The organism is Allobosea caraganae (assembly GCF_003351345.1).
Taxonomy (GTDB): Bacteria; Pseudomonadota; Alphaproteobacteria; order Rhizobiales; family Beijerinckiaceae; genus Allobosea; species Allobosea caraganae.
Map to the genome: position 1 here is coordinate 74,496 of NZ_QQTO01000034.1, position 18,903 is coordinate 93,398.

Here is an 18,903-nt window from a genome sequence, read left to right on the forward strand (position 1 = left end):
ATTCGGAAAGGGTGGCGCGACCCCTCATCCGGCGCTGCGCGCCACCTTCTCCCGCAAGGGGAGAAGGAAAGGAGCTAGCAGAAATCGAAATCGACACCCTCGTCGGCCTGGAGCACATGCTCGTCGTAGAGCCGGTCGTAGCCGCGGCGCGTCACGACCGGCGGCGCCGGCAGCGCCTTGCGCCGAACCTCCAGCTCGGTCTCGTCGACCAGCAGGTCGAGCCGCCGCTCGGCGACGCTGAGCCTGATCCGGTCGCCGTTGCGCACCAGCGCCAGCGGCCCCCCGACCGCGGCTTCCGGTGCGACGTGCAGCACGATCGCGCCATAGGCGGTGCCGGACATGCGCGCGTCGGAGATGCGGACCATGTCCTTGACGCCCTTCGAGGCGAGCTTGCGCGGGATCGGTAGGTAGCCGGCCTCCGGCATCGCCGCGCTGCTGCGCGGGCCGGCATTTTGCAGCACCAGGATATCGTCGGCGGTGACGTCGAGCTCGGGGCTGTCGATCCGCGCCGCGAGGTCCTCCAGCGAGGAGAACACCACGGCCCGGCCCTCATGCTCGAGCAAGCGCTTCTCGGCCGCGGCCCGCTTCACGATCGCGCCGCGCGGCGCCAGCGTGCCGAACACGGCGACGAGCCCGCCATCGGGATCGACCGGCTCGGCGCGCGGGCGCACGATGCTGCGGTCGACCTGGTCGACCAGCGGCTCGTCGATCAGCTCGCCCAGCGTCTTGCCTGTGACGGTCATGCAGTCCAGGTGCATCAGGTCGCGGAGCTCCTTCAGCACGGCGGGCACGCCGCCGCCGGCGAAGAAATCCTCCATGTAGTTGTCGCCGACCGGCTTCAGGTTCACCAGAACCGGCGTCTCGTCCGAGAGCTGGTTCAGCCGGTTGAGGTCGACCTTGACGCCGGCCCGGCGCGCGATCGCGGTCAGGTGCACCACGGCATTGGTCGAGCCGGAGATCGCCAGCAGCATGCGCCAGGCGTTCTCGAGCGACTTCTCGGTGACGATCTGCTTCGGCAGCAGCGTCGTCGTGCCGATGAGTTCCACCGCGCGTTTGCCGCTCTCCTCGGCGCAGCGCAGCCGGTCGGCATGCACGGCCGGGATCGCCGCCGAGCGCGGCAGCGACAGGCCGAGCGTCTCGGCGATGCAGGCCATGGTGCTGGCGGTGCCCATCACGGCGCAGGTGCCGGCGGTCGTGGCCAGCCGGCCCTCGACCATCTCGATCTCCTCCCGGTCGATGTCTCCAGCCCGGAAGCGCGCCCAGAAGCGCCGGCAATCGGTGCAGGCGCCGAGCCGCTCGCCCTTGTAGCGCCCGGTCGACATCGGCCCGGCGACGAGCTGCACGGTCGGCACATTGGCCGAGAGCGCCGCCATCAGCTGCGCCGGCACGGTCTTGTCGCAGCCGCCCATCAGCACGACCGCGTCGATCGGCTGAGCCCGGATCATCTCCTCGGTGCCCATCGCCATCAGGTTGCGGAATTTCAGGCTGGTCGGGTTGAGGAAGACCTCGCCGAGCGAGATCGTCGGGAACTCGACCGGCAGGCCGCCGGCCATCAGCACGCCGCGCTTTATCGCCTCGAGCAGCTCCGGGAAGTGCCGGTGGCAATTGTTGAAGCCGCTATAGGTGTTGGCGATGCCGACGATCGGCCGCGCCAGCGCCTCGTTCGAATAGCCCATCGAGCGCGCGAAGGAGCGGCGCAGATAGGCGGCGAATTCGGGATCGCCGTAATTGGTCAGGCCCCCGGCAATGCCGCGCCGCTTCGGTTCGTTATCGCTCATGCCGCAGCACCATCCCTAGAGCCATTTATCGTCCGGCCTGATAGCTCAGGCCGGAGCGTTATGGACGAATTTCGTGTTGAGGTATTCGCGCACGCCCTCAGCGCCGCCCTCGCGGCCGAAGCCGCTCTGCTTGATGCCGCCGAACGGCGCCTCAGGCACAGCGACGACGGTCGTGTTGACGCCGAGCACGCCGACCTGCAACTCGCGCGTGACATGGTCGATCGCGCTCTTCGAGCTGGCGAAGAGATAGCCGGCAAGGCCGAACTCGACTGCGTTGGCTCGCGTGATCGCCTCGTCGGCGCTGGCGCAGCGCACCACGGCCGCCACCGGCGCGAAGGGCTCGTCGGAGAGGATCGAAGCATCGGGAGGGAGGTCGGTCAGCACGGTCGGCTCGAAGAAGAAGCCGCGGTTGAGGCTGGCCGGGCGCTTGCCGCCACTGGCCACCGTCGCGCCCTTGCCCACGGCGTCCTCGACCAGGCGCTCGGCCCGGTCGCGCTGGCGGGCGGTCGCGAGCGGCCCCATCACCACGCCGTCGTCGAGCCCGTTGCCGAGGCGCAGCGCCTGCGCCTTCGCCGCCATCTTTTCGGTGAAGGCGTCGGCGATCGTCTCGTGCACGAAGAAGCGGCTCGGCGAGGTGCAGACCTGGCCGGCATTGCGGTACTTGCCGCCGACGGCGGCAGTCGCCGCCTTCTCGACATCGGCATCGCCCAGCACGATGAAGGGGGCGTGGCCGCCGAGCTCCATGGTGATGCGCTTCACCGTATCCGCCGCCTGCCGCATCAGCAGCTGGCCGACGCGGGTCGAGCCGGTGAAGCTGAGCTTGCGCACGGCCGGCGCCGCCATCAGCGGCACTACGACCTGCTCCGGCGAGCCGAAGAGCAGGTTGACGGCACCGTTGGGCAGGCCGGCATCATGGCAGCAGCGCACCAGCTCGGCGACGCAGGCCGGCGCCTCCTCGGCCGGGCGCAGGATCACCGTGCAGCCGGCGGCGAGCGCCATGGCGAGCTTGCGCGAGGCCAGGCTGATCGGAAAATTCCAGGCCGCCAGCGCCAGCACGACGCCGACGGGCTCATGCGAGATCTCGAAGCGCGCGCCGGGCGTGCGCCCATCGAGCGTATAGCCGTGCAGGCGGCGCGCCTCGTCGGCGCAATAGTCGAAATACTCGGCGGAGACGGCGACCTCGGTGCGCGCCTCCGGCAGTGGCTTGCCGATCTCCATGGTCAGCAGGCGGGCGATCAGCTCCTGCCGCTCGCGCAGCAGGGAGGCGACCTTGCGCAGCACGTTGCAGCGCTCCCACGGCACGGTCTTGCGCCAGACCTCAAACCCGCGCTGCGCCGCAGCCAGCGCCGCCTCGACCTCGGCCGGGCCGGCTGAGGGCACCGAGCCGAGGGTCTCCTCGGTCGCGGGGTTGAGGACCTCGATCCGGTCGGCGCCGGTTTTCTCGATATAGGCCCCGTCGATGAACAGGCTGGCGGCGTACATGGTGCGGTCCTCGATGGGGAAGGCGGCTCAGGCCGCGTTGATCTCGGCGAGCAGAGCTTCGCTGCGGCGGGCCAGGATTGCGGTGTCAGAACCGACGGCGATGTAGCTATAGCCCTGCGTGAAGAGCTCGCGCGCCTCGGCGACGTTGAAATTCAGGATGCCGGGAGCCTTGCCGGTCTTCTTGATGACGCCGACCATTTTGTCGATCTCGGCCCGGACCTCGGGCGCGCCCGGCTTGCCGAACAGGCCCATATTGGCGGCGAGGTCGTTGGGGCCGACGAAGATGCCGTCGACGCCCTCGATCGCGCCGATCTCGGGAATCGCGGCGCCCGCCGCCGGCGTCTCGATCTGGACGATGATGCACTGCTCCTCATGGTAGCGCTCGCCATAGTCCTTGATGCGCGCGTAGTTGTTGCCGCGCATGTTGCCGCTGACGCCGCGGATGCCATGCGGCGGATAGCGCGTCGCGGCGACGGCGGCGCGGGCCTCCTCGGCCGATTGCACGAAGGGCACCATGAAGGAGCGCACGCCGGCATCGAGCAGGCGCTTCATCATGATCGGCTCGTTCCAGGGGATGCGCACCACGAGTTCGGCCGTGCCGCCGCGAGCGGCACGCAGATGGTGGGCGACCTGCGAGGCGTCGACCGGCGTGTGCTCCATGTCGAGCAGCATCCAGGAATAGCCGGAGCCGGCGAGGATCTCGGTTGCGTTCGGGCTCTCCAGCGTCAGCCAGAGGCCGGGCTGGCGCTTGCCTTCGGCGAGGCCGCGCTTGAAGAGGTTCGGCTGCAAGGTCGCGTTCGACATGGGCTGTCTTCCAGTCAGTTCGGGGAGGTCAGGCGGCCTTGCCGGCGGCGAAGCGCAACTCGGCCCAGGGGCCCATCGCGTATGTGTCGAGCGCCTTGGCGTCGAAGTCGAAGCCGAGGCCCGGCCGCTGCGGCAGGTCGATCATGCCCTTGCGCACGGTGAGCTGGGTGTCGACGAGGCGGCGGAAGTTGAGCACCTGGTCGTCGGCGAAGAACTCGACATAGCGTGCGTTCGGCGTCGAGGCGACGAGGTGGGCGTGCAGGTCGTGGAACCAGTGCGGGCACAGCGTGATGCCGAAACTCGCGGCGGTCGCGGCGATGCGCCGGAACTCGCTGATGCCGCCGCAGACGCAGGCGTCGGTCTGCAGGATCGCGGCGCCGCCCTTGCTCATCAGCTCCATGAAGCGCCAGCGCCCGACCTCGATCTCGCCGGTCGCGATCGGCATCGAGACCTGCTGCGCCAGCCGGACGTGGTTGTCGATATCGTCCGGGCTGAACGGCTCTTCGAGGAAATAGGGGTCGTACTGCTCGTACATCCGGGCGAAGCGCAAAGCCGTCGGCAGGTCCGACCAGGCGTTGTTGGCGTCGAGCATCAGGATCGCGTCGGGGCCGATGCGCTCGCGCACCGCGGCGATGCGTTCCTCCTCCTCGGCCAGGCCGAAGCGGCCGACCTTCATCTTCACGGCGCTGTAGCCCTCGTCGACATAGCCGCCCATCTCGTCGGCGAGATGCTCGGGCGTCTTGCCGTCGACATAGTAGCCGCCGCTGGCATAGGCCGGGACGCTGTCCTTGACCGCGCCGAGGAACTTGTAGAGCGGCAGGCCGGCGGCACGCGCGTTGCGGTCCCAGATCGCGGTGTCGAGCGCGCTGATCGCGCGCACCACGATGCCGGCGCGGCCCTGCAGCAGCGCCTCCTGGTACATCGCCGACCAGAGGCCCTCGACGCGATAGGGGTCCTCGCCGATCAGCACCGGCGCCAGCAGCGCGCGCACGGCCTCGGTGAACAGCCCGCCGCCGGCGCTGCCGACATAGCAGAAGCCGATACCCGTATGGCCGTCATCGCCCTCGACCTCGACGACGCCGTAGTGCCGCTCGGAGACACGGCGGCTGGAGAGCGAGGTCACTTTGTCCAGGGGGATGCTGATGCTGCGGGCGCGCACGGCGCGGATCTTGGTCATCGCTGGCTTCCTTCGTTTTTGGCGGAGGCGCGGATGGCGTGTCCGGCATGAAGCCGCTCAACCTCCGGCGATCCTGTCATCATCAACTTTTTTGTCAACAATATTGGCGAACAGATTTAGGCCTTGGGCGGTTGCGCCTTGGACATGCCTAGAGCGAGCCGCCGTTGATCGTGATGCACTGCTTGGTGATCATCCGCGCCGCGTCCGAGCACAGGAACAGGGCTGTCTCGGCGATGTCCTGCGGCTCGATCGCGTCGGGCAGGCATTGCAGCGCGATGGTGCGCTTCTCCGCTTCCGCGTCATGCCAGAGCGCGCGCTGCCGGGGCGTCGCGACATAGCCCGGCGCGATCGCGTTGACGCGGACCCGGTCGGGCCCGGCGGCGCGCGCCAGCGAGTTGGTGAAGCCGATGATCGCCGCCTTGGCGGCGCTGTAGAGCGGCACATTGGCGATGCCGCGCATCCAGGCGACCGAGCTGGTGTTGACGATCGAGCCGCCGCCCAGCGTGCGCATCTGCGGCAGCACGCGCTGCGCCGCGAAGATCGCGTGGCGCAGGTTGACGTTCATCATCCAGTCGAAATCGTCAGGCTTGATCGTCCCGATCTCGTGGCGCTGGTCGACGGCGGCGTTGTTGATCAGCCCGTGCACCGGCCCGAGCGTCTCGCCGACGCGGTCGATGGCCGCGCCGAGCGCGTCGATGTCGAGCAGGTCGCACTGGACGAACGAGACGGTCGCGCCCCCGGCCTGCAATTCTCTTTCCAGCGCCTTGCCGGCCTCGTCCTGCTTGTCGATGAAGGCGACTTTGGCCCCGCTCGCCGCGAAGGCGCGGACATGCGTCTCGCCGATGCCGGAGGCGCCGCCCGTAATCAGGACGACGCGGCCGGCGAGGTCGGGATAGTGTCCGCGGGGTGTCATGCGATCCGGCTTTCGGTCTTGGGGTCGAACAGGCAGGCTTTGGCGGTATCGATGGCGAAGCTCGCGGTCGAGCCCACGGCCGGGCGGGCATCGGGCCGCATCCGCGCCATCACCTCGCTCTGGCCGACGCGGATCAGCGCCATGGTCTCGGCGCCGGTGGGCTCGATCATCTCGACAGTGGCGGGAAGGCTCGGGCCCGGCCTGGTGTCCTGCTTGCCGTCGGGCAGCGTGATGCATTCCGGCCGGATGCCGAGCACGACCTCGCGGCCGACCCAGCCCTTCATCGCCGCGGTGGCGTTGGGCAGCGGCACGGCCGTGGCCGCATCGGGCCCGACCATCGCGGCGATCTCGCTGCCGGAGGCGACGAGCTTGGCCGGCAGCGCGTTCATCGGCGGCGAGCCCATGAAGCGGGCGACGAAGAGGTTGGCCGGCTCGTCGTAGATCGTCTGCGGATCGGCGAATTGCTGGATATGGCCGCCATTCATCACGGCGATGCGCGTCGCCAGCGTCATCGCCTCGACCTGGTCGTGCGTGACGTAGACCATCGTGGTGCCGATGCGCTGGTGCAGGCGCTTGATCTCCATGCGCATCTCGACGCGCAGCTTGGCGTCGAGGTTGGAGAGCGGCTCGTCGAACAGGAAGAGCACGGGGTCGCGCACCAGCGCCCGGCCCATGGCGACGCGCTGGCGCTGGCCGCCGGAGAGCTGCGCCGGCCGCCGGTCGAGCAGGTGCTCGATCTGGAGCAGCTTGGCGACGCGGGCGACGGCCGCCTGCTGCTCGGCCTTGGCCACGCCGCGGCACTCCATGCCGAAGGTGATGTTGCCGCGCACCGTCATCGCCGGATAGAGCGCGTAGGTCTGGAAGACCATGGCGATGTCGCGGTCCTTCGGTGGAACGCCGGTGACCTCGCGGCCGCCGATCTCGATCCTGCCCTCGGTCGCCTGCTCGAGCCCGGCGATGACGTTGAGCAGCGTGGACTTGCCGCAGCCGGACGGGCCGACGAGCACGATGAACTCGCCGCTCTCGATGGCGAGGTCGACGCTCTTGAGAACTTCGACCGAGCCGAAGCGGACGCGCAGGCCTTCGACGGAGAGAGCTGACATGGCTTTTTGCCTTATTTGACCGCGCCGGCCGTCAGGCCGCGCACGAAGTATTTGCCGCCGAACAGGTAGACCAGCAGCGTCGGCAGGGCGGCGATCAGCACGGAGGCGCTCTCGATGCCGTATTCGCGGGCCTGGGCGATGTTGGCGCTCAGCGCCATCAGCGCCGCCGTCACCGGCCGGGCCGAGCCCTCCGAGAAGGTGATGCCATAGAGGAACTCGTTCCAGATGCCGGTGAACTGCCAGATCACGGTGACGATCAGGATCGGCGGCGAGAGCGGCAGGATGATGCGCCGGAAGATCTGCAGGAAGCCGGCGCCGTCGACCTTCGCCGCCTTGATCAGGTCCTGCGGCACGTTCACGTAGTAGTTGCGGCAGAACAGGGTGGTGAAGCTCATGCCCTGCACGACATGGATCAGGATCAGCCCGGTCACCGTGTTCGACAGGTCGAGATTGCGCAGCGTGATCGCCCAGGGAACGAGCTTCATCTGCGCCGGCAGGAAGACGCCGAAGGTGATGATGCCGAAGATCAGGTTGGCGCCCTTGAAGCGCCAGAGCGAGAGCAGGTAGCCGTTCATCGCCCCGAGCAGCGTCGAGATCAGCGTCGCCGGAATCGCGATCATCAGCGAGTTCCACATGTAGGGCTTGATGCCCGAGCAGATGCCGGCGATGCAGTAGGAGCCCCAGGCCTGGGCCCAGTTGTCGAACCGGAACTGCTGCGGGAAGCCGAGCACCGAAGTCTGCGTGATCTCCTGGAAGCTCCGGAACGAGTTCAGGATCACCACGATCAGCGGCGTCAGGTAGAAGGCCGCAAACGCGATCAGGATGGCGTAGAGCAGCGCGCGGCTGCCCAGCGCCGAGAGCGAGCGGGCCTCAACCATGTCCGCCTCCCTTGCCGCGCCGCAGGCGCTGGAAGATCGCGTAGGGCAGCAGCACGATCAGCAGCGAGAGCAGCAGCATCACCGCCGCGGCCGAGCCGGCGCCCATCAGCCCGCGCTGGAACATGTAGTCGTAGACGACATTGGTCGGCAGCGTCGTCGCGATGCCCGGGCCGCCGGCGGTCAGCGCCCTGACGAGGTCATAGGTCTTGATCGCGGTCTGCAGCAGGATCACCAGCACCGAGACCACGATCGGCCAGATCGCGGGAACCATGATGCGCAGGTACATCCGCGCCGGGCTGGCGCCGTCGATCGCGGCCGCCTTGTAGAGATCGCCGTCGAGCGAGCGCAATCCGGCCAGGAACAGCGCCATGGCGAAGCCCGAGGCCTGCCAGATCGCCGCGATCACCACGCAGTAGATCGCGAGGTCGCGGTCGACCAGCCAGCCGAACTTGAACTGCGTCCAGCCGAGCCCGCGCACAAACTGCTCGACGCCGATGGTCGGGTTGAGCAGCCAGGCCCAGACCGTTCCCGTCACCACGAAGGAGAGCGCCATCGGGTAGAGGTAGATCGTGCGCAGCACGTTTTCGCCGCGGATCTTCTGGTCGATCAGGATCGCCAGCAGCAGGCCCACGCCGGTCGCGCCGAGGATGAAGCCGAGCCCGTAGATCGTCAGGTTGAGATAGGCGACCTGCCAGATCCGGCTGTTGAGCAGCTGCCAGTAGTGCTTGAAGCCGACGAAGTTGTATTCGGGCAGCAGCGTCGAGTCGGTGAACGAGATCAGCACGGTCCAGAGCGTGAAGCCGACGACGTAGCCGACGGCCGCAGTCGCGATCACGCCCGCGACGATCCGGGTCAGCAGATCCGGGATCTCGCTGAGCCAGGAGCGGCGCGGCACCGGCCGGGCAGGGCGCGCCTGCCCGGGCATCGTGATGGCGGTCTCGCTCATCGCGGCCTCCGGGGTTGGAAGCGTTGGCTCAGCGAACCGTGTCGGCGGCGTCGGCGAGGCGCTTCTGCGCCTCTTCCGGCGTGATCTTGTCGTTGTGGACGTACTCGGTCAGCACGTCGCGCAGGGCGGCCGTCACCGGGCTGGTCTGGGCCATGTTGTGGCCGAGGCTCATGATCGCCTGGTTGGCGGCGATGGCGCCAGACAGGTTCTTGGCGGCGTCGCGCTGGCAGTCCTGGAAGCCGGCATCCGACAGGTCGATATCGGTGCGGACCGGGATCGAGCCGTTGATCTGGGTGAAGGCCTTGGCGAATTCCTTGCTCATCGCCACCTGCGCCGTCGCCTTCTGGCCGGCGAGGAGATCGGCGTTCTTCGTGTCCCAGAAGATCATGCCGTCGGCGTTCATGTCGAAGACCGGCTTGCCGGTATTGTTCGGCGTGGCGCCGCAGAGGAAGTCCTTGCCCTCTTCGAAGTTGCCCTTCTTGAGCACGCCGGATGCCCAGCCGCCCATCATCAGGAAACCGTACTCGCCCTTCATCAGCGCCGGCAGGAAGACGCTCCAGTGCTGCCCGGCATTGGCCGGGTTCATCCATTTGGTGAGCTGGCGCAGCTGCTTGAAGGCGGCGAGGACTTCCGGCCCGCGCAGGCTCTTGTCGTCGAGCTCCATGATCGCCTTGCGGTAGGCGTCGGCGGAGATGCCGGCCAGCGCCAGCTCGAAATACATCGTGTCGGCCCAGCCGATGCCGCCATGGGCGACGGGCGTGATGCCGGCGGCCGCCATCTTGGCGGAGAGCGCGTTGAACTCGTCCCAGGTCTTGGGCAGCTCGGTCGCGCCGATCTTGTCCATCGCCTTCTTCGAGGCGAAGAGGGTGTTGACGCGGTAGATCTGCAGCGGCAGCGCGATCCAGTCGCCCTTGGGCTTATGGATCTTGGCGAGGTCGGCCGAGATGTTCTTCTCGTAGTCCGTGGCCTTGACGACGTCGTTCAGGTTGATCGTCGCGCCGATCGCCGACCAGGCCTTGATCTCCGGGCCCTTGAGCTGCGAGGCGGCGGGCGGCCTGCCGGCGATGATGTCGGCGCGCAGCTTGTTCATCATGTCGGTGGTGAAGCCGGAAACGGGGCTATGCTCCCATTTCACGCCCTTCTCGGTCACCATCTTGCCGAAGGCGTCCATCGCCGCGCCCTCGGAGCCTGCGCTCCATTGCGAGATGACGGTGAGGCGCGGCTCTGCGGTGGCGGGAGCCTGCGCGAGACAGGCGGCGAGGAGCGCCAGGCCGGTCGTGCGAAACAGCGATGCTTTCATGATGTCCTCCTGCGATCCTCGGGGGCGGTGCCGGCGCTTGCGGCGCATGGCCTGCGGCTCCCAGGGGGCCGGCAGGGTGGCACTCATCTTCTGAGCCGAGTCCTTAGAGGTCGTCGAATAGATTGTCAAGAATTTCGTTGATAATAAAGGTGACGACTTTTCGCCTCCTGTCGACGGGTTGCTCTCCCCGTCATGGTCGGGCTTGTCCCGACCATCCACGTCTTCGCTGGTCGAGGACCGTGGTCAAGACGTGGATGCTCGCCACAAGGGCGAGCATGACGGTAAGTGCAGCCGGTCGTCCGGGAGAAGCGGTGAGGCGATCAGCCCTTCGCGACCACCGCGACCGACGCCTTGGCGCGCGCGTGGAGCTGCGTCCAGTCGGCGGCTTCGATCAGGTCGCGCGGCGCCAGCCAGGCGCCGCCGGCGGTGAAGACGTTGTCGAGGTCGAGATAGGTCATGACGTTGGCGTCGCTGATGCCGCCTGTCGGGCAGAAGCTCACATCCGGGAAGAGCGGCAGGTAGTGCTTCAGCGCGCCGATGCCGCCCATGATGTCGGCCGGGAAGAATTTCAGCTCGTGCAGGCCGAGCTCGCGCGCCGTCAGGATCTCGGTCGGCGTCACCGCGCCGGGCAGGAAGGGGATGGCGATCTTGGCGGCCGCCTCGGCCATGCGCTCGGTCAGCGCCGGGCTCACCGCGAAGAGCGCGCCGGCATCGCGCACCTGCGCCAGCTGTTCCGGCTTGGTCACGGTGCCGGCGCCAACGATCGCCTGCGGGAACGCCTTGCGCATCCGCGAGATCACCTCGAGCCCGGCGGCGGTGCGCAAGGTTACCTCCAGCGTGACGATGCCGGCGCTGACCAGCGCCTCGGCCAGCGGCTCGGCATGGTCGGCGTTCTCGACATGCAGCACCGGGATCAGCGGGGCGGCCTTGCCAATCAGGGCGGAAAGCGTGGTCTTGGTCATGGCGATGGTCTCTGGTTGGGGAGGGAGAGGGCTGGCCTGGTCGTCAGGCCGTCTTGGCGATGACGGGCTTGGCGTAGCTCTGCGCCGGCGGGCTGCGCAGCTTCAGGATGGTCTCGCGCCGCGCCGGCTGGAGCCGCACCGGCGGCAGGCCGCGCAGGATCAGGCCGAGATCGTCGAGCACCATCTCGCCGATCGCCCGCATCGCCGCTGGCATGCCGCCGGCGCGGTGCGGCGAGAGCAGCAGCCGACTCCGGCGGATCGGGCTGTCGGCCGGCAGCGGCTCAGTCGGAAACACGTCGGTGGCCGCCCTGAAGCGCCCGGCTTCCGCGAGATCCGCAAAGGCGTCGAAATCGATCACGCCGGCCCGGCTGGCCAGCACGACGATGCTGTCGGGCGCGATCAGCTCCAGCTCGCGCTGGCCGAGGAAGCCCTGGTTCTCCGAGGTCACGCCGGCCAGGATGAAGATGACCTGCGAGCTTAAGAGCAGCGTCTCCAGCGAGACCGGCTCGGCCTGCTCCTCGCGCAGCACGTTGTCCGGCAGCCAGGGATCATGGATCTGCACCTGAGCCGAGAACCCGGCGAGCAGCTTGTGCAAGGCACGGCCGATATTGCCGTAGCCGATGATGCCGACCCGCGCCCCGCTCAGCAGCACCGCCCCGGCATTGCCGGCCGAGCCGTAGAGCTCGCCGCCGGCCCGCACCGATGCGTCGGCGGTCGTGACGCCACGCGCGAGATCGAGCGCCAGCGCTAGCGACATCTCAGCCACCGGAACGGCGAAGGCCGGCGCGATCGAGAGCACCGAGATGCCGCGCGCGAAGCAGGCGAGGTAGTCGACGTTCTGGTAGAAATTGCCCTCGACATTGATCAGCGCCCGAAGCTTGGGCGCCCGCGCGATCCGCTCGGCCGGCAGCGGCGTCTGCCCGATGATCGCCACCGCCTCCGGCAGCCAGCGCTCGACGACTGCGTCGGGTATCGGCGCGGCCGCGTCCTCGATGACATCCGCAAGTTCGTTCAGGCGCTGCCATTGCCCCGCGTCGAAGATGCGCTCGCGCAGGCGCGGATGCGGATCGAGCAGGATGACCGGCTTGCTCATCGCGCCGGCTTTCCCAGGCCGAGCACGGCGCCGATCTGCGCCTCGTCGATCGCCGGCCGCATCGTCGCGTCGAAGGCCGCTTCGGTCACCGGGATGATATGGCCGGCGATGAAGGCCGCGCCTTCGGCGGCGCCGCGATAGCGGTCCTTCAGGTAGCATTCCCATTCCAGGCAGGCCCAGCCATCGTAGCCATGGGCGGTGAGCAGCGAGAAGATCGTGCGGAAGTCGATCTGCCCGTCGCCGGGGCTGCGGAAGCGGCCGGGCCGGCCGGCCCAGTCCTGGTAGCCGCCATAGACGCCGCTGCGGGCCGAAGGCCTGAACTCGGCATCCTTCACATGGAAGGCCTTGATCCGCTCATGGTAGATTTCGATGAAGCCGAGATAATCCATGTGCTGCAGCAGGAAATGGCTGGGGTCGTAGAGCAGGTTGCAGCGCTTGTGCCCGTCGACCAGCGCCAGGAAGCGCTCGAACGTCGCGCCATCGTGCAGGTCCTCTGACGGGTGCAGCTCGAAGCACAGGTCGATGCCCGCTTCGTCGTAGGCGTCGAGGATCGGCCGCCAGCGCCGCGCCAGCTCGCGAAACCCGGCATCGACCAGCCCTTCCGGCGCCGGCGGATAGGGATAGAAATAGGGCCAGAGCAGCGAGCCGCTGAAGCTGACGATCTTGTCGACGCCGAGCTGCCGCGCCGCCTTGGCGGCAAGCAGGAGCTGGCCCTTGGCCCACTCCGCCCTCGCCTCGGGATTCCCCCGCACGGCCGCAGGCGCGAACCCGTCCACCGTTGCGTCATAGGCCGGATGGACCGCGAGCAGATGGCCGTGGCGCTGGCAGGTCAGCTCGGTGAGCTCCAGCCCATGCCTGGCCAGCGTGCCCAGAAATTCGTCGCAATAGGCCTGGCTCTCGGCCGCCTTCGCGAGGTCGAGCATATGGCTCTGCCAGGTCGGGACCTGCAATCCCTTGAAGCCGAGCGAGGCCGCCCAGGCGCACATCCCGTCGAGCGTCGAGAGCTGCTCGTTGGCATCGATGAACTGGGCGATGAACAGGCCCGGCCCCTTGATGGTGCGCATGATGGGATCTTTCATGGGAAGCCCGGCGCAGGCCGAAGCGCGCGCCGGGCGATCGTCGTGGAAATCAGGCGCCGCCGCTTAGAACACCGGCAGTTCGCCGACCGGCACGTTCAGGTACTTGCGGGTCAGCGTGTCGATCTCGCCGCTCTGCTTGGTCAGGAACACGAAGGTGTTCAGGTATTGCAGCAGGTCGGAATTTCCCTTCTTCACGGCCATGCCCATGTAGAGCGCGTTCAGCGTGAACTTGCCCTCGTAGTCCTTGCCCGGCGCCATCTTGTTGAGCGCGGCGGGGGTCAAAAGGCCGCCGCCGATGAAGTCGGCCTGGCCGGTGAGCAGCGCCTGCTGCACGCTGGCATCGTCCTCGAAGCGCAGCACGGTGGCGCCGACCGCGTCGCGGGTCACGGTGATGTCCTGCGGGCTGCCGCGCGGCACGGCGATGCGCTGGCCCTTGAGGTCGCCCATCGACTTGAAGGGCGTGGCCTTGGCGCCGATCAGGATCAGCGGGTTCGGCGCGTAGGGCGAGGTGAACCAGACCTGCTTGGCGCGGTCGGCGGTGATCGAGAGCGTCGAGAGCACGAGGTCGATGCGCCCGCTCTGCAGGAACGGGATGCGGCCCGGGCTGTTCACCCGCTCGATCTTGAGCTTCACGCCGAGCTTGTCGGCGACGAGCTTGGCATAGGCCGGGTCGAACCCGGTCGGCTCCTGCTTCTCGTCGAGGAAGCCCCAGGGCGGGTTGGTCAGGTCGATGCCGATGACGATCTCGCCGCGCTTGACGATCTCGTCGACCGTCTGCGCCTTGGCCGGCGCGGTTGCCAACAGGGCGGTGGCGGCCATCGAGATTGCGATGAATGCTTTTCTGAACATTGTGGTCCTCCCGTAGTTTTCGTTTCCCAAGGCGCGGTTTCTTGTGTCTCGCCTATCGGCCGTAACCCCTGGCCAACCTGGCCTCGAGGCCCTGACTCCACTTCGACAGCGGCCAGCAGATCGCGAAGAAGATGCAGGCGACGAAACCGTAGACGAAGAGCGGCTTCAGCGTGGAGTTGTTGATGAACTGCCCGGCTCGGACCAGCTCGACGAAGCCGATGATCGAGGCGAGCGAGGTGCCCTTGATCAGCTGCACCAGGAAGCCGACGGTCGGCGCCACCGCGATGCGCAGGGCCTGCGGCGCGATCACCAGCCGAAAGGTCTTCGGCCGGGACAGCGCCACCGAATAGGCGCCTTCCCACTGGCTGCGCGGCACGGCCTCGACGCTGCCGTACCAGATGTCGCCGAGGAAGGCCGAGGCATGCAGGCTGAAGGCGATCAGCGCCGCCGTCCAGGGGTCGAAGCGGATGCCGATCATGGTGCCGCCGAAGAACACCAGGAAGAGCTGCATCAGCAGCGGCGTGGCCTGCAGGAACTGGATGTAGCCGAAGGCGATGACGCGGACGAACTTCAGCCGCGACAGCCGGCCGGCCAGGATGGCGGCGCCGACGACGCCGCCCCCGGCGATCGCCAGGATCGAGAGCAGCAGCGTCCAGCGCGCCGCCGACAGGATGTAGAGGAAGTCGTTGACGTTGAGGTCGCGGATCATAGGCCGGGAACCCGCTGGACCTGCCCGTCGCTGCCGAAGCTGCGGGTGTAGATCGCGTTGAACAGAGCCCGGAAGGCGAGCACCATCAGCAGGTACATGAAGCTGACCACGAGGTAGGTCTCGAAGGTCTTGAAGTTCGCGGCCTGAATCGAGTTCGCGACCGAGGTCAGCTCGTTCGCCGAGATCGCGGAGACCACGCTGGAGCCCAGCAGCACCATGGTGAACTGCCCGGCGAGCGGCTGGTAGATGATGCGCAGCGCCGGCGGCAGGATGATCAGCCGGAAGATCTGCAGGGGGCGGAAGCCGAGCGCTTTGCCGGCTTCGGTCTGGCCATGCGGGATCGCCTCGATGCCGGCCCGCACGATCTCGGTCGCATAGGCGCCGAGATTGATCACCATGGTCAGCAGTGCCGCCTGGTTCGGCGTCAGCCGGAAGCCGAGCGCCGGCAGGCCGAAGAAGAAGAAGTAGAGCTGCAGCAGGAAGGGCGTGTTGCGGATCACCTCGACATAGACGTTGACCACGCTCTTGGCCCAGTTCGGGCCGCTGGTCTTGGCCCAGGCGCCGACCACCGCGACGATCATGCCGAGCACGACCGCCTCGACGGTCAGTTGCAGCGTCAGCCCGGCGCCGAGCAGCAGCTGGTCGGACGCGGCAAAGACCGAGTTGAAATCGAAGCTTCCGTCCATCGCCCGGCCTCAGACGTTGGCGAAGGGGAGCGGAACGGCGCGCGCATGTGCAGCGGTGCCGGCTGCCACGCCGGCTCCTGCCACTCCCGCCTGTTCCGCCCGAGCCGATGGTCGTTGCAATGCGCCATCTCCTGTTATGTTGGCGGCAGCTTCGTTGATGGCACCATCTTAGTCAACTATTTTGTTGACAATGTCTGGGGCCGAGCCCTTAGTGGTGCTGTCCGGCTGCGCCAGCGCGATTGCGGTGCCGCGGGAAACAGGCGCGCCGGGACGAAGACCCGCTGCCGCATCGGCTCTCCCTCACTCGCGACGGCACGGAATGACCAGGAAAATCGAGCTCAAGGACCTCAGGAGCCAGACATGGTTCGGCGCCTCCGGCCAACCCGGCAACCACAAGTCCTACCGCACCAAGCAGATGGGCTTCACCAGCGAGGACTTTCAGGGCAAGCCGGTCATTGGCATCCTCTCGACCTGGTCCGACCTCAATAGCTGCCACACGCATTTTCCGCAGCGCATCGAGGAGATCAAGCGCGGCATCTGGCAGGAGGGCGGCTTCCCGGTGGTGATGCCGACGCTCAGCGTCGGCGAGACCTATGTGCGCCCGAGCACGCTGATCTACCGCAACCTGCTCGCCATGGACGCCGAGGAGATCCTGCGCTCGCACCCGATCGACGGCGTCGTGCTGCTCGGCGGCTGCGACAAGACCACGCCCGGCCTGATCATGGGCGCGGCCTCGATGAACATCCCCGCCATCTTCGTGCCGGCCGGCGCGATGCTGCGCGGCCATTTCCGCGAGAAGTGGATGCTCGGCACCGGCTCCAGCACCTGGGGCGCGCTGGCCGATTTCCGCGCCGGCAAGATCGACGAGAAGACCTGGCGGGCCTTCGGCGAGGGCACGGCCCGCTCGCCCGGCACCTGCAACACCATGGGCACCGCCTCGACCATGACGAGCCTCGCCGACGTGCTCGGCCTGACGCTGCCCGGCGCGAGCTCGATCCCGGCGGTCGACGCGCGCCATTCGCAGATGGCCTCGCTGTGCGGCCGCCGCATCGTCGAGATGGTCTGGGAGGATTTGCGCCCGAAGGACGTCGTCAGCCGCGCCAGCTTCCTCAACGCCGTCATCGCCGACATGGCGCTGTCGGGCTCGACCAATTCGCTGATCCACCTGATCGCGATGGCGCGAAGGCTCGGCCTGGAACTGACGCTCGACGATTTCGCCGCCGCCAGCGAATCCGTGCCGGTGATCTGCAACGTGCAGCCGAGCGGCTCCTACCTGATGGAGGATTTCTTCTACGCTGGCGGGCTGCTCGCCCTGCTCAAGCGGCTGGAGGGCCATCTCGACCTCTCCTGCATGACAGTCACGGGCAAGACGCTCGGCGAGAACATCGCCGACGCCGCAGTCTATAATGATGACGTCATACGCACCGCGGAGAACCCGGTCTACGGCGCCGGCGGCCTCGTCGTCATCCGCGGCAACCTCGCCCCGCGCGGCGCCGTGATCAAGCGCGCCGCCGCCGATCCGAAGCTGCAGAAGCATACCGGCCCGGCCGTGGTCTTCCGCAACTTCAAGGACATGCTCGCCCGCGTCGACGATCCCGATCTCCCGGTGACCGCGGACAGCGTGCTGGTGCTGCAGGATGCCGGCCCGGTCGGCGCGCCCGGCATGCCGGAATGGGGCATGCTGCCGATCCCGAAGAAGCTACTGGAACAGGGGGTGCGCGACATGGTCCGCATCTCCGACGCCCGCATGTCGGGCACCAGCTACGGCACCTGCATCCTGCATGTCTGCCCGGAGAGCCGCGTCGGCGGCCCGCTCGCCTTCGTCCGCGACGGAGACCTGATCTCGCTCGACGTCGAGGGCCGCGTGCTCGACCTGCTGGTGGACGAGGCCGAGCTGGAAGAGCGCCGCAAGGCCTGGGTCGCCCCGCCGCCGCATTACGAGCGCGGCTTCGGCTCGCTCCATATCGAGCACGTGCTGCAAGCCGACGAGGGCTGCGACCTCGACTTCCTGGCCAGGCCGGGCACGATCCCGGACCCGGAGGCGCGCTTCTCCTGAGCCTCTCCCGTCATTGCGAGCGTAGCGAAGCAATCCAGGGGGACGGGGCGCCCGGTGGCCCCTGGATTGCTTCGCTACGCTCGCAATGACGGCGAGCGCGTCGACTACCCCCGCAACGCACCCGGCCCGGGCACCGCCCCCGCCGGGCACTTGCCCGAGATGATCATCCCCAGCACCTCGTCCTGCGTCACGTCGCTGGTGCGCGCGGTGCCGACGACGCGGCCGTTCTTCATCACGCTGACCCGGTCGGCGAGGTCGAAGACATCGTGCAGGTCGTGGCTGATCAGGAAGATGCCGATGCCCTGCTTCTTCAGCTCAAGGATCAGGTCGGCGACCTGCTTGGTCTCGGCCGGGCCGAGCGCCGCCGTCGGCTCGTCCATGATCAGCACGCGGGCGTTGAAGTAGATGGCGCGGGCAATCGCGACCGATTGGCGCTGGCCGCCGGAGAGCGCCTTCACCGGCTCCTTGAAGCGGCGGAAATGCGGGTTGAGCCGGCCCATCACCTTGCGCGTCTCGGCCTCCATGGCGGAATCGTCGAGCGTGCGCCAGGGCGTCAGCAATTCCCGGCCGAGGAAGATGTTGGCGGCGGCGTCGACGTTATCCGCCAGCGCCAGCGTCTGGTAGATCGTCTCGATGCCGTGGCGCTTGGCGTCGCGCGGCGAGGCGATCGCGACCGGCTCGCCACTGATGAGGATCTCGCCGGAATCGGCGCGATAGGCGCCCGACAGGATCTTGATCAGGGTCGACTTGCCGGCGCCGTTATGGCCGAGCAGCCCGACGACCTCGCCGGGATGCAGGTCGACGCTGACGCTGTCGACCGCCTTGATGCCGCCGAAAGCGATCGAGATGTCGCGCATCTCTATGAGTGGGACAGGCAAGCGGCCCGGTTCGGTCTGGATCATGCTTCGCTCCGGCCGGCATGGCGGGCGCGGGGAACCCTCTCCTGTAAGGAGAGGGCAGGGTGAGGTGTCGGCCAGAAATCATTTGCTTGAACCGAGGCGCGCGTTGAGCGCTCGCGGAACGGGCCAAGCGGCCTACCCCTCACCCTGCCCTCTCCCTCCGGGAGAGGGTTCCCCGCGCTTGGCTTC

17 protein-coding genes are annotated in these 18,903 nt (G+C 67.9%); 1 reads left to right on the forward strand and 16 read right to left on the reverse strand.

The annotated features are described in order from the left end of the window. Nucleotides 1–74 precede the first annotated feature (74 nt). The 15 genes from DWF00_RS23445 to DWF00_RS23515 form a co-directional block, all read right to left on the reverse strand. On the reverse strand, nt 75–1,778 hold the full coding sequence (locus DWF00_RS23445; RefSeq protein WP_114831079.1) for an IlvD/Edd family dehydratase: 1,704 nt from the start codon (nt 1,776–1,778) through the stop codon (nt 75–77). A gap of 45 nt (nt 1,779–1,823) precedes the next feature. Further along, nucleotides 1,824–3,260: an NAD-dependent succinate-semialdehyde dehydrogenase gene (locus DWF00_RS23450; protein WP_114831078.1), complete on the reverse strand. Its 1,437-nt coding sequence runs from the start codon at nt 3,258–3,260 to the stop codon at nt 1,824–1,826. Between the two features lie 27 nt (nt 3,261–3,287). Next, nucleotides 3,288–4,064 carry an HpcH/HpaI aldolase family protein gene (locus tag DWF00_RS23455; RefSeq protein WP_114831077.1) on the reverse strand — a complete coding sequence of 259 codons (777 nt, stop codon included), beginning with the start codon at nt 4,062–4,064 and terminating at the stop codon, nt 3,288–3,290. Nucleotides 4,065–4,092: 28 nt separating this feature from the next. Beyond that, entirely contained in the window at nt 4,093–5,241 is a 1,149-nt protein-coding gene (locus tag DWF00_RS23460) for a mandelate racemase/muconate lactonizing enzyme family protein (RefSeq protein ID WP_114831076.1), read from the reverse strand. A 148-nt stretch (nt 5,242–5,389) separates the two neighbouring features. Next, the gene (locus DWF00_RS23465; RefSeq protein WP_114831075.1) at nt 5,390–6,154 is read right to left on the reverse strand and encodes an SDR family NAD(P)-dependent oxidoreductase; all 765 of its coding nucleotides are present in this window, start codon (nt 6,152–6,154) and stop codon (nt 5,390–5,392) included. Further along, a complete protein-coding gene (locus DWF00_RS23470; protein WP_114831074.1) occupies nt 6,151–7,257 on the reverse strand; it encodes an ABC transporter ATP-binding protein in 1,107 nt (368 codons plus the stop codon). Before DWF00_RS23470 ends, DWF00_RS23465 begins: the two co-directional genes overlap by 4 nt. Before the next feature lie 11 nt (nt 7,258–7,268). Then, nucleotides 7,269–8,135, reverse strand: coding sequence for a carbohydrate ABC transporter permease (locus DWF00_RS23475; RefSeq protein WP_114831073.1), 867 nt, complete (start codon nt 8,133–8,135; stop codon nt 7,269–7,271). Continuing rightward, complete coding sequence (locus DWF00_RS23480) at nt 8,128–9,081, reverse strand: carbohydrate ABC transporter permease (protein WP_425453173.1); 954 nt, start codon at nt 9,079–9,081, stop codon at nt 8,128–8,130. Before DWF00_RS23480 ends, DWF00_RS23475 begins: the two co-directional genes overlap by 8 nt. Before the next feature lie 28 nt (nt 9,082–9,109). Further along, the gene (locus DWF00_RS23485; protein WP_181832790.1) at nt 9,110–10,381 is read right to left on the reverse strand and encodes an ABC transporter substrate-binding protein; all 1,272 of its coding nucleotides are present in this window, start codon (nt 10,379–10,381) and stop codon (nt 9,110–9,112) included. A 320-nt stretch (nt 10,382–10,701) separates the two neighbouring features. Beyond that, on the reverse strand, nt 10,702–11,343 hold the full coding sequence (eda, locus tag DWF00_RS23490) for a bifunctional 4-hydroxy-2-oxoglutarate aldolase/2-dehydro-3-deoxy-phosphogluconate aldolase (protein ID WP_114831071.1): 642 nt from the start codon (nt 11,341–11,343) through the stop codon (nt 10,702–10,704). Nucleotides 11,344–11,386: 43 nt separating this feature from the next. Next, nucleotides 11,387–12,436: a hydroxyacid dehydrogenase gene (locus tag DWF00_RS23495; RefSeq protein WP_114831070.1), complete on the reverse strand. Its 1,050-nt coding sequence runs from the start codon at nt 12,434–12,436 to the stop codon at nt 11,387–11,389. Next, a complete protein-coding gene (locus DWF00_RS23500) occupies nt 12,433–13,500 on the reverse strand; it encodes a sugar phosphate isomerase/epimerase family protein (protein ID WP_114831069.1) in 1,068 nt (355 codons plus the stop codon). The genes DWF00_RS23495 and DWF00_RS23500 overlap by 4 nt, the downstream gene beginning before the upstream one ends. A gap of 78 nt (nt 13,501–13,578) precedes the next feature. Beyond that, on the reverse strand, nt 13,579–14,364 hold the full coding sequence (locus DWF00_RS23505; RefSeq protein WP_114831068.1) for a transporter substrate-binding domain-containing protein: 786 nt from the start codon (nt 14,362–14,364) through the stop codon (nt 13,579–13,581). Between the two features lie 52 nt (nt 14,365–14,416). After that, nucleotides 14,417–15,073, reverse strand: coding sequence for an amino acid ABC transporter permease (locus tag DWF00_RS23510; protein WP_114831067.1), 657 nt, complete (start codon nt 15,071–15,073; stop codon nt 14,417–14,419). Beyond that, nucleotides 15,070–15,759 (reverse strand): amino acid ABC transporter permease, encoded by a 690-nt coding sequence (locus DWF00_RS23515; RefSeq protein ID WP_114831066.1) that lies wholly within the window; start codon nt 15,757–15,759, stop codon nt 15,070–15,072. The genes DWF00_RS23510 and DWF00_RS23515 overlap by 4 nt, the downstream gene beginning before the upstream one ends. 319 nt (nt 15,760–16,078) lie before the next feature. Between DWF00_RS23515 and araD the strand changes: the two genes are divergently transcribed. Further along, complete coding sequence (araD, locus tag DWF00_RS23520; protein ID WP_114831065.1) at nt 16,079–17,815, forward strand: L-arabinonate dehydratase; 1,737 nt, start codon at nt 16,079–16,081, stop codon at nt 17,813–17,815. Between the two features lie 104 nt (nt 17,816–17,919). Here araD and DWF00_RS23525 read toward each other — a convergent pair whose 3' ends face one another. Next, entirely contained in the window at nt 17,920–18,717 is a 798-nt protein-coding gene (locus DWF00_RS23525; RefSeq protein ID WP_114831064.1) for an ATP-binding cassette domain-containing protein, read from the reverse strand. Nucleotides 18,718–18,903 lie beyond the last annotated feature (186 nt).